14 protein-coding genes are annotated in these 13644 nt (G+C 73.0%); 9 read left to right on the forward strand and 5 right to left on the reverse strand.

The features are described from left to right. Window positions 1-15 precede the first annotated feature (15 nt). Window positions 16-1011 carry an L-glyceraldehyde 3-phosphate reductase gene (gene mgrA / locus AC5L30_RS17250; protein WP_494868389.1) on the reverse strand — a complete coding sequence of 332 codons (996 nt, stop codon included), beginning with the start codon at window positions 1009-1011 and terminating at the stop codon, window positions 16-18. Window positions 1012-1081: 70 nt separating this feature from the next. Between mgrA and AC5L30_RS17255 the strand changes: the two genes are divergently transcribed. The 8 genes from AC5L30_RS17255 (at window position 1082) to AC5L30_RS17290 (ending at window position 9627) form a co-directional block, all read left to right on the forward strand. Next, window positions 1082-2062 (forward strand): aldo/keto reductase, encoded by a 981-nt coding sequence (locus AC5L30_RS17255; RefSeq protein ID WP_494868390.1) that lies wholly within the window; start codon window positions 1082-1084, stop codon window positions 2060-2062. Next, window positions 2059-2565: a hemerythrin domain-containing protein gene (locus AC5L30_RS17260; protein ID WP_112582361.1), complete on the forward strand. Its 507-nt coding sequence runs from the start codon at window positions 2059-2061 to the stop codon at window positions 2563-2565. The genes AC5L30_RS17255 and AC5L30_RS17260 overlap by 4 nt, the downstream gene beginning before the upstream one ends. A gap of 55 nt (window positions 2566-2620) precedes the next feature. Then, window positions 2621-3865 (forward strand): sensor histidine kinase, encoded by a 1245-nt coding sequence (locus AC5L30_RS17265; protein ID WP_494868392.1) that lies wholly within the window; start codon window positions 2621-2623, stop codon window positions 3863-3865. After that, window positions 3862-4512 carry a response regulator transcription factor gene (locus AC5L30_RS17270; RefSeq protein WP_238666568.1) on the forward strand — a complete coding sequence of 217 codons (651 nt, stop codon included), beginning with the start codon at window positions 3862-3864 and terminating at the stop codon, window positions 4510-4512. The genes AC5L30_RS17265 and AC5L30_RS17270 overlap by 4 nt, the downstream gene beginning before the upstream one ends. A 76-nt stretch (window positions 4513-4588) precedes the next feature. Then, window positions 4589-5665, forward strand: coding sequence for a hypothetical protein (locus AC5L30_RS17275; RefSeq protein WP_494868394.1), 1077 nt, complete (start codon window positions 4589-4591; stop codon window positions 5663-5665). Between the two features lie 53 nt (window positions 5666-5718). Then, entirely contained in the window at window positions 5719-7179 is a 1461-nt protein-coding gene (locus AC5L30_RS17280; RefSeq protein ID WP_494868396.1) for a magnesium chelatase ATPase subunit I, read from the forward strand. 2 nt (window positions 7180-7181) lie between these two features. After that, a complete protein-coding gene (locus tag AC5L30_RS17285; protein WP_494868398.1) occupies window positions 7182-9134 on the forward strand; it encodes a VWA domain-containing protein in 1953 nt (650 codons plus the stop codon). Between the two features lie 28 nt (window positions 9135-9162). Next, a complete protein-coding gene (locus AC5L30_RS17290) occupies window positions 9163-9627 on the forward strand; it encodes a hypothetical protein (RefSeq protein ID WP_494868400.1) in 465 nt (154 codons plus the stop codon). A 28-nt stretch (window positions 9628-9655) separates the two neighbouring features. Here the strand turns inward: AC5L30_RS17290 and AC5L30_RS17295 are convergent, their stop codons facing one another. Beyond that, window positions 9656-10663: a GlxA family transcriptional regulator gene (locus tag AC5L30_RS17295; RefSeq protein ID WP_494868402.1), complete on the reverse strand. Its 1008-nt coding sequence runs from the start codon at window positions 10661-10663 to the stop codon at window positions 9656-9658. 53 nt (window positions 10664-10716) lie between these two features. On the opposite strand from AC5L30_RS17295, the gene AC5L30_RS17300 reads away from it, so the two are divergent. Beyond that, window positions 10717-12021: an MFS transporter gene (locus AC5L30_RS17300; RefSeq protein ID WP_494868404.1), complete on the forward strand. Its 1305-nt coding sequence runs from the start codon at window positions 10717-10719 to the stop codon at window positions 12019-12021. 13 nt (window positions 12022-12034) lie between these two features. Here AC5L30_RS17300 and AC5L30_RS17305 read toward each other — a convergent pair whose 3' ends face one another. Genes AC5L30_RS17305 through AC5L30_RS17315 form a run of 3 tightly spaced genes read right to left on the reverse strand, consistent with a single transcriptional unit; the run spans window position 12035 to window position 13579 of the window. Continuing rightward, on the reverse strand, window positions 12035-12739 hold the full coding sequence (locus tag AC5L30_RS17305) for an RICIN domain-containing protein (RefSeq protein WP_494868405.1): 705 nt from the start codon (window positions 12737-12739) through the stop codon (window positions 12035-12037). Window positions 12740-12786: 47 nt separating this feature from the next. Next, on the reverse strand, window positions 12787-13071 hold the full coding sequence (locus AC5L30_RS17310) for a DUF427 domain-containing protein (protein ID WP_494868407.1): 285 nt from the start codon (window positions 13069-13071) through the stop codon (window positions 12787-12789). A 37-nt stretch (window positions 13072-13108) separates the two neighbouring features. Next, the gene (locus AC5L30_RS17315; protein WP_494868409.1) at window positions 13109-13579 is read right to left on the reverse strand and encodes an aminoacyl-tRNA deacylase; all 471 of its coding nucleotides are present in this window, start codon (window positions 13577-13579) and stop codon (window positions 13109-13111) included. Between the last annotated feature and the right edge of the window lie 65 nt (window positions 13580-13644).

The following is a 13644-nucleotide window of genomic DNA, read 5'->3' on the forward strand; positions in this document are numbered from 1 at the left end:
GGGGCCCGGCGGTGCTCAGCCCAGGTGGCGCTCGATCTCGGCCAGCTCGTCGGCCGTGAAGTCGAGGTTGTCCAGTGCGGCGATGTTCGTCTCCAACTGCTCGACGCTGCTCGCCCCGATGATCAGGCTGGTCATCCGCGGGTCGCGCAGCGCCCAGGCCAACGCGAGCTGAGCGAGGGACTGGCCGCGCTGCTCGGCGACCGCGCCGAGGCCACGGATGGTGGCCATCTTCTCCTCGCTGAGGTCGCTCTCGTTGAGGAAGACGCTGGTGCGAACCCGCGAGTCGGCCGGGATGCCGCCCAGGTAACGGTCGGTCAGCAGGCCCTGGGCCAACGGGCTGTACGCGATGCAGCCGGCACCGACCTGCTCCAGCGTGTCGAGCAGGCCGTCGGACTCGGTCCAGCGGTTGAGCATCGAGTACGACGGCTGGTTGATCAGCAGCGGCGTACCCAGCTCGCGCAGGATCTCGGCGGCCCGTGCGGTCTGCTCCGAGTTGTAGTTCGAGATGCCGACGTAGAGCGCCTTGCCGGAGCGGACGATGGCGTCGAGCGCCCCCATCGTCTCCTCCAGCGGGGTGTCCGGGTCGAACCGGTGCGAGTAGAAGATGTCGACGTAGTCCAGCCCCATCCGGCCCAGCGACTGGTCCAGCGACGAGATCAGGTTCTTGCGCGAGCCCCACTCGCCGTACGGGCCGGGCCACATCAGATATCCGGCCTTGCTGGAGATGATCAGCTCGTCCCGGTACGGCTTCAGGTCGGTGGCGAGCATCCGGCCGAAGTTCTCCTCCGCCGAACCGGGCGGTGGGCCGTAGTTGTTGGCCAGGTCGAAGTGGGTGACGCCCAGGTCGAAGGCGCGGCGCACGATGTCGCGCTGCCGTTCGAACGGGCGGTCCGGACCGAAGTTGTGCCACAGCCCGAGCGAGACGGCGGGCAGCCGCAGGCCACTGCGTCCGCTGCGCCGGTAGGTCATGGTGTCGTAGCGGTCATCCGCGGCGAGATAGGTCACGATCATGAGCCTAGCTCCGGCCGGCCGTGGCGCGGATCGGGCGTGCGAACCGGGACATCGGGGTAGTTTCGACGCCATGCGTTTCATTGCGCTCGACACCCCCAAACCGCTGTCCAAGATCGGCTTGGGCACCTGGCAGTTCGGCTCCCGCGAATGGGGGTACGGCCCGGACTTCGAGCGGCAGGCGGCGCAGATCGTCCGGCGGGCCGTCGAGCTGGGCGTGACGGTCTTCGACAGCGCGGAGATCTACGGCTTCGGGCGCAGCGAACGCATCCTCGGCGCGGCCCTCGGCGACGACCGACCCAAGGTGGTGGTCGCCAGCAAGATCCTGCCGGTGCTGCCGGTGGCCGCGGTGGTGCAGCAGCGGGCGGTCGCCTCGGCGGCCCGGCTCGGCGTCACCAGCATCGACCTCTACCAAGTGCACCAGCCCAACCCGCTGGTCGCCGACCACACCACCATGCGCGGCATGCGGACCCTTCAGGACGTCGGGCTGGTCGGCGAGGTCGGCGTCAGCAACTACGGGCTGCGCCGCTGGCAGGTCGCCGAAGCGGCGCTCGGCCGTCGGGTGCTCAGCAACCAGGTCCGCTACAGCATGGTGGACCGCGCCCCCGAGCAGGACCTGCTGCCGTACGCGCGGCAGGCCGGTCGGGTGGTCATCGCGTACAGCCCGCTCGCGCAGGGTTTCCTCTCCGGCCGCTACGACGCCAAGAACCCGCCGACCGGCGCGGTCCGGCGCGCCAACCCGTACTTCCTGCCGGAGAACCTGGAGCGCGGCACCGCGCTGATCGACACCCTGCGTCAGGTCGCCGACGCCCACGACGCCACCCCCAGCCAGATCGCGCTGGCCTACCTGCTGCGCCACCCGAACGTGCTCGCCATCCCCGGGGCCTCCGGGGTCGAGCAGATGGAACGCAACGCCGCCGCCGCCGACATCGACCTCGCCGACGACGAGCACACGGCGCTGGCCGAAGCCGCGAAACGCTTCCGCCCGATCACGGGGCTCGCCGCGATGCCCGCGATGCTGCGTGCCCGGTTCGGCACACCAACCGGAAAGTGAGCACAGTGGACGACATCACCGCGCTGATCCTGGACGACCACGCCGCCTTCCGGCGTGGCTTCGCCCGCCTCGACGACGCCCGCGACGAGCAGGAGATGCTCGCCATCTGGGACGCTCTCGCCCTGCACCTGGACATCCACGCCGAGGCGGAGGAGGCGATCCTCTACCCGCACCTGGTCAAGCACGGTGACGACGGCGAGGACGAGACCGCCGACGCGATCGGCGACCACAACAAAATTCGTGACGCCATCGCCGAGGCGAAACTGCACCCGGTCGGCTCGGATCAGTGGTGGGAGGCGGTCGGCACGGCCCGCCGGGAGAACAGCGAGCACCTGGCCGAGGAGGAGGACGAGGCGCTGCCCGACTTCCGCCGGCACGCCAGCACCGAACTCCGCGCCGAGCTGGGCCAACGCTGGCTGACCTTCTACGGCGAGCACAAGAACGGTCGCAACCTCCCGTTCCGCGACAAGGACCCGCAGCAGTACGTCGCCGACCACCGCTGAGATCTCCCCGGCACGGGGGAGTCGCCGGCACCGGTCCCGGCAGCAGAATGACGAGGTGAACCTCCGAGCGGCGCTGGCCCCGCTGGTCGCCGGCACCACCTGGCGACGCGGCGTGTTCCTGCTGCTCGGCGGCGTGCTGGCGCTGCCGTACGGGCTCCTCGCGGTGACGTTCGCCCAACTGCTCGCCGACTCGGCGATCCCGCGCCCACTGGTCTACGTCCTGCTGGTCATCGCGGTGCTGATCGCCGTGGTCCCGTTGCTGCTGGACGGCAGCCGGGCCCTGGAGATCGCCGCCGTACGGGCCCTGCTCGGCGTCGACCTGCCCGAACCCGCGCCCGGGCACACCGCCGACCGGGAGACCCGGTTGCGCAGCGCGCTCTGGATCGCCACCCACCTCATCGTCGGCGCGCTGGTGATGATCGCGCTGTTCAGCGCCCTGCCGATGGCGCTGGCGTTCATCGCCCAACAGTTCGGCATCGGCACCGAGCTGACCAGCCGGGAACAGTTCGGGCCGTTGGACGGGCAGGACAGCGGATGGCTGACCCTGACCGGCGTGCTCCTGCTGGTCGGCCTCGGCTACGTCGTCGCCGGGCTCGGCGCGCTCGCCGGGTCCATGGCACCGGTGCTGCTCGGCCCGGCTCAGGCGGAGCGGATCGCCGCCCTCGAAGCACAGGCCACCCGGCTCGCCGAACGCAACCGGCTGGCCCGGGAGCTGCACGACTCGGTCGGTCACGCGCTGACCGTGGCCACCCTCCAGGCCGGGGCCGCCCGCGAGGTCCTCGACACCGACCCGGAGTTCGTCCGGCGGGCGCTCACCGCCATCGAGGACGTCGGGCGCAACGCGATGGACGACCTCGACCACGTGCTCGGGCTGCTCCGGGAGAACGGACGCGACCGGCCCGTGGTGGCGCCGCAGCGTACCCTCGCCGACCTGGACCGGTTGGTCACCGACGCCCGCGCGGCCGGCCTGGCCGTGCACGCGCATCGCGCCGGTGACCCGACGCGGGTGCCCGCGGCGGTCTCCCGGGAGGGCTACCGGATCGTCCAGGAAGGACTGACCAACGCGGCCCGGCACGGCCGCGGGCCGGTCACGGTACGCCTGGACCTGCACCCGGACGCGCTGGAATTGGAGTTGGTCAACGCGGTGAGCCACCCCGAACGGACCCAGCTCGGGCGAGGCGGTCGGGGTCTGGACGGGATGCGGGAGCGGGTGCTGCTGCTCGGCGGCCGGCTCACCGTGGGCCCGGACGGCGACCGGTGGCTGATCCGGGCCCGCCTGCCGTACGAGGAGACGCGATGACCACTGGGGTGCTCATTGTCGACGACGACGAGCTGATCCGGATCGGGCTCCGGGCGATCATCGACGCCCAACCCGACCTGCGGGTGCTCGCCGAAGCCGCCGACGGGGCCGAGGTGCCACCGCTGGTCGCCCGGCACCGGCCCGACGTGGTGCTGATGGACGTGCGGATGCCCGGCATCGACGGCATCCAGGCCACCCGGCACCTGCTGGCCACCTCCGCCGACCCGCCCCGGGTGCTGGTGGTCACCACGTTCGCCAACGACGAGTACGTCTACGAGGCGCTGCGCGCCGGCGCCTCGGGGTTCCTGCTCAAACGGGCCCGGCCCGCCGAGGTGGTGGAGGCGGTCCGGGTGGTGGCGGCGGGTGAGTCGCTGCTCTTCCCGGCCGCGATCCGCCAGCTGGTCGGGGCGTACGGGCCGGCGGGCGGCGACCGGTTGAGCGCCGCCCGGCTCACCGAACGGGAGGCCGAGGTGCTGCGGTTGATGACCACCGGCCGGTCCAACCCGGAGATCGCCGCGCACCTGGTGGTCGGGGTGGAGACGGTGAAGACGCACGTCGGCAACGTGCTGGCCAAGCTGGGCGTCCGCGACCGCACGCAGGCGGTCATCGCGGCCTACGAGTCCGGCTTCGTCACCCCGTCGGGCTGATCGGTCCCTCGACCGGGGGACTGGGTTCACTGCTTGCCGGGAGGGAACCGGTCGGCCGTCGGACCAGGCTGAGAGCATGACAACGATCACTGCCTCCCGACCCCGTACCGACTCCCGCTGGCCGGACCGGCTCGCCCCACTGGCCGCCGGTTGGCTCGGCCTGTGGGGCGTGCTCGCCCTGATCGGCACCCTCACCGGCGCCGGCTACCCATTCGGCCCGAACGACCCGCACGGCGGCGACATCAGCCTGCTGCGCCTGGTGCCGGCGGAGGTGGCCACTCCGCTCTTCGCCGGCGTACTGCTCACCGCCGCGGTGGCCGCCCTGGCCATGAGCCGCCCGGCGGCGCGTCCACCCGGCCCGCTGCGGGCGCTGCTCGCCGGCTACGGCTGGGCGGTCGCGTTCCTGCTCGTCCTGGTCGTGCCGGATGTCCGCGTGCTGATCATGCTCGGCTACCTGCCGATACTGATCGTCGGTGCGCCGTTCGGCTGGCCGCCGGTCGACTACTCCGACCTCTTCAACTGGGCGCTGTTTGGCCGGTTCGCGGCGCTGGCCGGCGGGCTGCTGCTGGTCGGAGCGGTGCTCGCCTGGCAGCGCCGCACCGCCGGGGCCTGCGTCGGCTGCGGCCGCGCCGACACCGGCCAGGGGTGGACCACCCCGGCCGCCGCCACCCGCTGGGGCCGGTGGGCCGCCGGCATCGCCGCGGCCATTCCCTTCACGTACGCGCTGACCCGGTTCGCCTGGGCGGCCGGCATCCCGCTCGGTATCTCCCGCGAGTTCCTGACCGAGATGCAGGACACCGGGCTGGTCTGGGCCGGGTTCGGGCTGGCCGCCTTCGCCACCGTCGGCGCGATCCTCACCCTCGGCCTGGTGCAGCGCTGGGGCGAGCGGTTCCCCGGCTGGATGCTCGGCCTCGCCGGCCGGCGGGTGCCGGTGAAGCTGGCCGTGGTGCCGGCCACCCTGGTCGCCATCTCCGTGACCGCAGCCTCACTGGGGCTGCTCAGCAATCCCGAGTTCTGGCGGCTGACCGGCGGGTTCAGCATTACCGGGGCGCCGATGCTGCTCTGGCCGCTGTGGGGCGTGGCGCTCGGGGCGGCCACCTACGCGTACCACCTGCGCCGCCGCGGCACCTGCGGCCGTTGTCACCAGGGCTGAGGGGTAGCGGGAGCGCCCCTGATGCCCGGGGCGCCCCGCGAAGGTGAGCTAGCGTGGGTCGGGTGACTGCGCCTACCCCGGTAATCCCGGTTCCACCGGCCGACCTGCCCGGCACGCTCGGCGCGCTTCGGGCGGCCGGTCACCAGTACCGCACCGTCAAGCAGGAACTCCGCGACAACCTCCTCGCCCGGATGCGCTCCGGCGAGACCCGTTTCCCCGGCATCGTCGGCTACGACGACACCGTGCTGCCCGAGGTCGAGCGGGCCCTGCTCGCCGGGCACGACATGGTGCTGCTCGGCGAGCGCGGCCAGGGCAAGACCCGGCTGATCCGCTCGCTGGGCGGGTTGCTCGACGAGTGGACCCCCGTACTTCCCGGCTCGGTGCTCAACGAGCACCCGATGCACCCGCTGACCCCGGCGTCCCGCGCCCAGGTCGCCGAGGGCGGCGACGAGCTGCCGATCGGCTGGCTGCACCGCTCGATGCGGTACGGCGAGAAGCTCGCCACCCCGGACACCAGCGTCGGCGACCTGATCGGTGACGTCGACCCGATCCGCATCGCCCAGGGTCGTACCCTCGGCGACCCGGAGACCATCCACTTCGGGTTGGTGCCGCGCACCAACCGGGGCATCTTCGCCGTCAACGAGCTGCCCGACCTGGCCGAGCGCATCCAGGTGGCGCTGCTCAACGTGCTGGAGGAGCGGGACATCCAGGTTCGCGGCTACCAGTTGCGCCTGCCACTGGACCTGCTCCTGGTGGCCAGCGCCAACCCGGAGGACTACACCAACCGGGGCCGGATCATCACGCCCCTCAAGGACCGGTTCGGCGCGGAGATCCGCACCCACTACCCGGTGGACCTGGAGTTGGAGCTGGCGCTGATCCGCCAGGAGGCCGACCTGGTCGCCGAGGTGCCGGAGCACGTGCTGGAGGTGCTGGCCCGCTTCGCCCGCGCCGTCCGGGAGTCGCCGTCGGTGGACCCACGCTCCGGTGTCTCCGCCCGGTTCGCCATCGCCGCCGCCGAGACGGTCGCCGGTGCCGCGCTGCGTCGCGCCGGTCTGCTCGCCGCCTCCGACACCCCGGAGGGACGCCCCGAAGCGGCCGTTGCCCGCGTCGGTGACGCCGTGTCGGTGACCAGCACGCTGCGCGGCAAGGTCGAGTTCGAAAGCGGCGAGGAGGGTCGGGAGACCGAGATCCTCGCGCACCTGCTGCGTACCGCGACCGCCGAGACGTTCCGGGCCCACCTCGCCGGGCTGGACCTGTCCGGGTTCACCGCCCTGGTGGACGACGGCGCCGCGATCGAGACCGGCGAGCTGGTCAGTGCCGCCGAGCTGCTGCGCCAGGTCGGCACCGTACCCGGGTTGGCGAAGGTTCTGGACCGGCTCGACCTGGGCGACGCGCCCACCTCCGAGGAGGCCGCCGCCGCCGTCGAGTTCGTGCTGGAAGGGCTGCACCTGACCCGCCGGCTCGGCAAGGACGTCTCCGACTCGGGGCGCACCGTCTACGGCGGCCGGGGCTGACCGTGGCCGGCAACCGGTTCCGTTACGGGCAGTGGAACGGTGGGCCCGACCCGCTCGCAACCCCGTACGACGTGCGCGAGGCGGTGGACGCGGTCGGCGCCGAGGTGCTGGCCGGCGGCAGCCTGCGGGAGGCGCTGCGCGACCTGTTGCGCCGTGGCCCGCAGGGGCGGGGTGGCCTGGACGACCTGGCCGCCCGGGCTCGGCGGCTGCGCCGGGAGGCTCTGCGCCGGGGCGACCTGGACGGTGCGGTGACCCGGGCCCGAGCCCTGCTCGACCAGGCCCTCGCCGCCGAGCGGGACGAGCTGCGGGGGCGTGACGACGACGCCGCGCGGTTCGCCGAGGCGGTGCTGGACAATCTGCCCCGCTCGACCGCGCGGGCGGTGGAGGAGCTGTCCGGCTACCAGTGGGCCAGCGACGACGCCCGCCGCTCGTACCAGCAGATCCTCGACCAACTCCGCGACGACGTGCTCGGTCAGCGCTTCGCCGGGCTGCGCGACGCGGTGCGCGCCTCCGCCGACCCGGCCGCCCAGCAGCGCCTCGCCGAGATGATGGGCGACCTGAACGACCTGCTCGCCCGGCACGGTCGCGCGGAGGACACCACCGACGCGTTCGCCGAGTTCATGCGCCGACACGGCGACTTCTTCCCGGAGAAGCCGGAGACCGTCGACGAGTTGATCGACGTGCTGGCCCGCCGGGCGGCGGCCGGTGAGCGGCTGATGAACTCGCTCTCCGAGCGGCAGCGCGCCGAGCTGGCCGGTCTCATGCAGCAGTCGCTCGGCGACCGCCTCGCGGGGGAGTTGTCCGCGCTCGACGCGAACCTGCGGGCGTTGCGACCCGAGCTGCGCTGGGGGCGGGGCGAGCGGGTTCGCGGCGATCAGCCGTTGGACTACGCCGACGCGGCCGGCGCGCTGGGTGAGATCGGCGAACTGGACGACCTGCTGGACCAGCTCGACCAGGAGCATCCGGGGGCGACCCTCGACGACGTGGACGTCGAGGCGGTGGCCCGCACGCTGGGCCGGGACGCGGCCGACGACGTTCGCCGACTGCGTGATCTGGAGCGGGAGCTGCGCCGCCAGGGTTGGGTGAGCCGGGACGCGGAGGGGCTCACGCTGAGCCCGAAGGCGCTGCGCCGGCTCGGTGGGACCGCGCTGCGGCGGGTCTTCGCCGAGCTGACCGCCGGGCCGCGCGGCCAGCACGACCTGCGCTCGGCCGGTGCGGCGGGCGAGGTCAGCGGCGCGTCCAGGCCCTGGCAGTACGGCGACGAGCAGCCGTTGGACGTGGTCCGGACGCTGACCCGGGCGGTCAGTCGGGCCGGGCCGACGGTCCCGGTGCAGCTCGCGGTGGACGACTTCGAGGTGGTGGAGACCGAGAGACGGGCCTCGGCCGCGGTGGTGCTCTGCGTCGACCTGTCGTACTCGATGATCTCTCAGGGTCGTTGGGGGCCGATGAAGCAGACGGCGCTGGCGCTGGCACACCTGATGGAGACCCGCTTCCCGCAGGACGCCCTGCAGATCGTGGGCTTCGGCCGGGAGGCGATGACGCTCACCCAGCAGGAGTTGGCGGCCGTGGAGCCGGACATGGAGCAGGGCACCAACCTGCAGCACGCGCTGCGGTTGGCGGGCCGGCATCTGCGCCGGCACCCGGACGCCGAGCCGATCGTGCTGGTGGTCACCGACGGCGAGCCGACCGCCCACCTGGACCCGGACGACGGGGAGGCGCTGTTCCACTGGCCGCCGCTGCCGGAAACGATCGAGGCGACGGTCCGCGAGGTCGACCGGCTGAGCCGCTACGGTGCCACGCTCAACCTGTTCATGCTCGGCGACGACCCGGGCCTGCGGCGCTTCGTCGACGCGGTGGCCCGCCGTAGCCGGGGCCGGATGTTCACCCCGGACACCGACGACCTGGGCGAGTACGTGGTCAGCGACTACCTCCGCTCCCGCCAATCCCGCCGCTAACTCCCGCTGCGGCGGGTTGACTGGGGGAATGGAGAGCGGGGGATTGCGGCGGGCTTACGGTGCCCTGTTCGCGGAGGTCGACGCTGGCGGGTTCGGTCCGGCTCCGGAGGGGCAGCTCAGTGCCGAGCAGATCGTCGCGCATCTGGTCGCCAACGACGAGCTGATGATCCAGGCCACCGAGGCGTTGCTGGCGGGGTCGCCGTTCGCCTACTACGAGTTGGAAGAGGACATCCACCGCCCGCAGCTCGACGCGCTCGCCGCCGAACAGGGTGGTCTGCGTGGTCTGACCGCGCTGCTGCACGGCACCAGCGACCGGCTGTGCGGGCTGGTCGATCAGCTCGGCCTGGCCGCGGAAACCCCGGTCGCGACGCACCTACGCGAGGGTTTCGACCTCATCGTGGACGAGCCGCTGCCCTGGTCCCGGACCCTGGACCTGCACACCCGGGTGCACCTGCCGAAGCATCAGTCCCAACTGCACCTGCTCCGCTCGTGAGCGTGCCGGGCCTCCGGCGGGCGGCGGATCAGAGTTCGACCAGCTCCGGGCGGGGGTGGAAGGTGCGGCGGTAGGTGGACGGGGCCACTCCGATGCGTTGGTGGAGTTGCTGGCGTAGGGCGGCCGTGGTGCCGAAACCGCAGCGATGCGCGATCTGGTCGACGGTGAGGTCGGTCGTCTCCAGCAGCAGTCTCGCGTGGTCGGTGCGCTGTTGCAGCAGCCACTGGGCCGGGCTCAGGCCGGTCTCCGACCGGAAGCGCCGGGTGAAGGTGCGCACGCTCATCCGCGCCTGCTCGGCCAGGTCGCGCAGCGCGATCGGCTCGTGCAGCCGCTGCCGCGCCCACTCCCGGGCGCCTGCCGTGCTGGTGTCGGTTGCCTTCGGCACCGGCTGCTCGATGTACTGCGCCTGACCACCGTCGCGCCATGGCGGCATCACGCAGCGGCGGGCCGCCCGGTTGGCCACCTCGCTGCCGTGGTCGAGGCGGATGACGTGCAGGCAGAGGTCGATGCCGGCGGCCACTCCGGCCGAGGTGAGCACCCGGTCGTCGGCGATGAAGAGCACGTCGGGGTCCAGGTCCACCTGGGCGTGCAGGTGGCGGAACCGCTCGGCGTACGCCCAGTGGGTGGTCGCCCGCCGCCCGTCCAGGAGACCGGCGGCGGCGAGCACGAACGCCCCGGTGCAGATCGACATGATCCGGGCACCCCGCTCGTGCGCCGCGAGCAGCGCAGCGGTCACCTCCGGCTGCACGGTGCCCGAGGTCAACGCGGTGCCGCCGTGGATGCCGGGAACGATCACCGTGTCGGCGGTGTCCAGCAACTCCAGGCCGTGGTCGGGGACCACCTGAAAGCCGGCGGTGCTGCGCACCGGCTGCCCGCCCGGAGTGCACACCCGGACGTCGTAGAAGGGTGTCCCGTCGGCGGCCCGGGCGGTGCTGAACACCTGGGACGGGGTGCCGAGGTCCAGGCCAACCACCTGGTGCAGGGCGAGTACGGCGATCCGGTGCGGGCCAGCGGTCATGGCCCGATTATTGCGCATGATGGCTTTCCGGCCACTCGTCGAGGGGCGGCGGCCCGGCCGAGACTGGTCCCGTGACCAAGAACCGCCGTCTGCATCCCGCCTGGCTGGTCGCCGCCGTCGCCTTCGTGGCGCTGGTCGGCGCGGCCGGCTTCCGCGCCACCCCGTCGGTGCTGCTGCACCCGCTGCACGAGGAGTTCGGCTGGCCGCTGGCCACGATCTCCGCGGCTGTCTCGGTCAACCTGCTGCTCTACGGGCTCACCGCGCCGTTCGCGGCCGCCCTGATGGACCGGTTCGGCATCCGCCGGGTGGTCTCGGTGGCGCTGCTGCTGGTCGCCGCGGGCAGCGGGCTGACGGTCTTCATGTCCGCCAGCTGGCAGCTCCTGCTCTGCTGGGGTGTGCTGGTGGGGTTGGGCACCGGCTCGATGGCACTGGCGTTCGTGGCCACCGTCACCGGCCGCTGGTTCGTTCACCGGCGGGGTCTGGTCACCGGAGTGCTCACCGCCGGCGGTGCCGCCGGGCAGCTGGTGTTCCTACCACTGATCGCCATCCTGGTACGCGACCACGGCTGGCGTACCGCCGCACTCGTGGTGGCCGCGGCGGCGCTGGCGGTCGTACCCCTGGTGGTGTGGCTGCTGCGCGAGCACCCGGCGGATCTGGGCCTGCCCGCCTACGGAGCGACCGAGGTCGTCGCGGCGCCGCCGGCGACCGGCGGCGCGGCGACCCGGGCGCTCGGCGCGTTGGCTACCGCGGCCCGGACCCGACCGTTCTGGCTGCTGGCCGGAGGTTTCGCGATCTGCGGGGCGACCACGAACGGCCTGGTCGGTACGCACTTCGTGCCGGCCGCGCACGACCATGGCATGGCCCAGACCACCGCGGCCGGGTTGCTCGCCCTGGTGGGGCTCTTCGACATCGTCGGCACGATCGCCTCCGGCTGGCTCACCGACCGGGTGGACAGCCGGCTGCTGCTCGGCATGTACTACGCGCTGCGCGGGTTGTCCCTGCTGGTGCTGCCGAGCCTGTTCTCCGGCACCGCCGAGCCGAGCATGTTGGTGTTCATCGTCTTCTACGGCCTGGACTGGGTGGCCACCGTGCCGCCGACCGTGGCGCTGTGCCGGGAGTACTTCGGTGGCGCCGGAGCGGTGGTGTTCGGCTGGGTGTTCGCCGCGCACCAACTCGGCGCGGCGGTCGCCGCCACCGGCGCGGGGCTGGTCCGGGACCGGCTGGGCGACTACGCGATGGCCTGGTACGTGGCCGGCGCGCTGTCGATCGGCGCGGCCGGGCTGTCGTTGCTGCTGCGCCGGCGACCGGGCCGAGGAGTCCCGGAGGCCGTGCTGGTCGCCGCGACCGCGCCGCGGACCTGGAGCTATCGGGGCTGAGCGGGTCGGACTGTCAGCCGAGGGTCCACTGCTGGGTGGGGCGGCCGTCGCAGGCGCGCTGCCGGATCTCGTCGTCGGGCTCGTCGCCGTCGTCGTCGGCCTGCCCGCACCTGCCGCTGTGCGCGGCCACCAGCAGCACCGGGCCGGTGCCGGTGGGGGACAGCCGCCACTGCTGGTTGGCCCCACCGTGGCAGGGGAACTGGAGCAACCGCGCGCCGTCGTCGGTACTGCCGCCCTCGACGTCGAGGCACTGCCCATGGGCGGCGTTGGTCAGCGTCACCACGTCCGCGCCGGCCGGGTTGACGACCCACTTCTGCTCCGGCCCGCCGGTGCAGACGGCCAACTCGGCCTCCGCCTCCTTGTCGTCGCCGTCGAGCCCCAGGCAGAGCCCGGACGCGACCCGCAGCACCCAGGGCCCGGTGGTCGGTGCCGTCGAGGGCGTCGGCGACGGCTCGACCGACGGGGTCCGGCTCGGCTCGGCCGCCGGGGTGGTGGCCTCCGCCGCGCTGGACGTCGCGCCGACCGTGGCCGGCACCACCGGCTCGCCGTCGCCGCCGAGCAGCCCGGTCGCGAAGACCACCCCGAGGAGTACCCCCACCAGCCCGACCCCGAGCGCCACCCGCAGCAGCGGGTCGGTGAGTGGGCCGGAACGGGCGGCCCGTCGGCGGCCGCCGTAGACGGTGCCGGCGGGGTCGGGGCGTTCCTCGGGCGCGGACATACGCGCCATCCTCACCCACCGCCGTCGGCGGCGGCCAGTCGGCGCCGTCAGTCGACGACCCGGACGTCCTTCCAGAACGCCACCCGGTCACGCACCATCTCGGCGTCCGGTTTGGGCTCCGGGTAATACCAGACCGCGTCCTTGCTGGTGCTGCCCTCGTGTTCGAGGGAATAGTAGGAGGCGGTGCCCTTCCACGGGCAGACGGTGTGCGTCGCGGACTCGCGAATCAGGTCGTCGCGCAGGGCGGAGCGAGGGAAGTAGTGGTTGCCCTCCACCAGCACGGTGTCGTCGCTCTCGGCGACGACCAGGTCTTTCCACACGGCTTTCGGCATGTCCCAACAGTAGGCCGCGCCGCCGCCCCGGCAGCGCTCAGCGGGTGGGCTGCGGGTCGGTGACGTCGGCCACCGTCGCGTCGAGGGCGGCGATCGCGGCGTCGGCGTCGATCGCGATGGCGAGACCACGCTCGCCGGCACCCAGGGTGATCTCCCGGCCGCGCAGTCGCTCGTCGGCGACCACCGGCCAGGCCGTGCTCGCGCCGAACGGGGTGATGGTGCCGCGTTCGTAGCCGGTGGCGGCCAGGGCGCCCGCGGCGTCCGGCATGGATAGCCGGTGCACCCCGAGCAGGGCGCGCAGCTTGGGCCAGGAGATCACCCGGTCGCCGGGGGTGAGCACGAACAGGTGATCGGCTTCACCGCGGCGGACCACGATCGTCTTGACCACGTCGGGGACGGCCACGCCCCGGGCGGCGGCGGCCTCCGCGAGACTGCCGACCGCACCGTGGCTGACCAGCCGGTACGGCAGTTGTGCGGCGTCCAGGGCGGCGATCGCTGGCGATGGCATGCCCGCCACGGTAGCCGTCGGGCCTGCCACCGGACGGGAAACTGCCACCGCTGACATCCCACGGT

The organism is Micromonospora sp. BQ32 (assembly GCF_059358895.1).

Bases quoted from the DNA above. Each gene is read 5' to 3' on its own strand.
- AC5L30_RS17290 (WP_494868400.1), top strand. From the start codon at position 9,163: ATGGAGAGCGGGGGATTGCGGCGGGCTTACGGTGCCCTGTTCGCGGAG.
- AC5L30_RS17275 (WP_494868394.1), top strand. From the start codon at position 4,589: ATGACAACGATCACTGCCTCCCGACCCCGTACCGACTCCCGCTGGCCG.
- AC5L30_RS17305 (WP_494868405.1), bottom strand. From the start codon at position 12,739: ATGTCCGCGCCCGAGGAACGCCCCGACCCCGCCGGCACCGTCTACGGC.
- AC5L30_RS17270 (WP_238666568.1), top strand. From the start codon at position 3,862: ATGACCACTGGGGTGCTCATTGTCGACGACGACGAGCTGATCCGGATC.
- AC5L30_RS17255 (WP_494868390.1), top strand. From the start codon at position 1,082: ATGCGTTTCATTGCGCTCGACACCCCCAAACCGCTGTCCAAGATCGGC.
- AC5L30_RS17315 (WP_494868409.1), bottom strand. From the start codon at position 13,579: ATGCCATCGCCAGCGATCGCCGCCCTGGACGCCGCACAACTGCCGTAC.
- mgrA (WP_494868389.1), bottom strand. From the start codon at position 1,011: ATGATCGTGACCTATCTCGCCGCGGATGACCGCTACGACACCATGACC.
- AC5L30_RS17295 (WP_494868402.1), bottom strand. From the start codon at position 10,663: ATGCGCAATAATCGGGCCATGACCGCTGGCCCGCACCGGATCGCCGTA.
- AC5L30_RS17310 (WP_494868407.1), bottom strand. From the start codon at position 13,071: ATGCCGAAAGCCGTGTGGAAAGACCTGGTCGTCGCCGAGAGCGACGAC.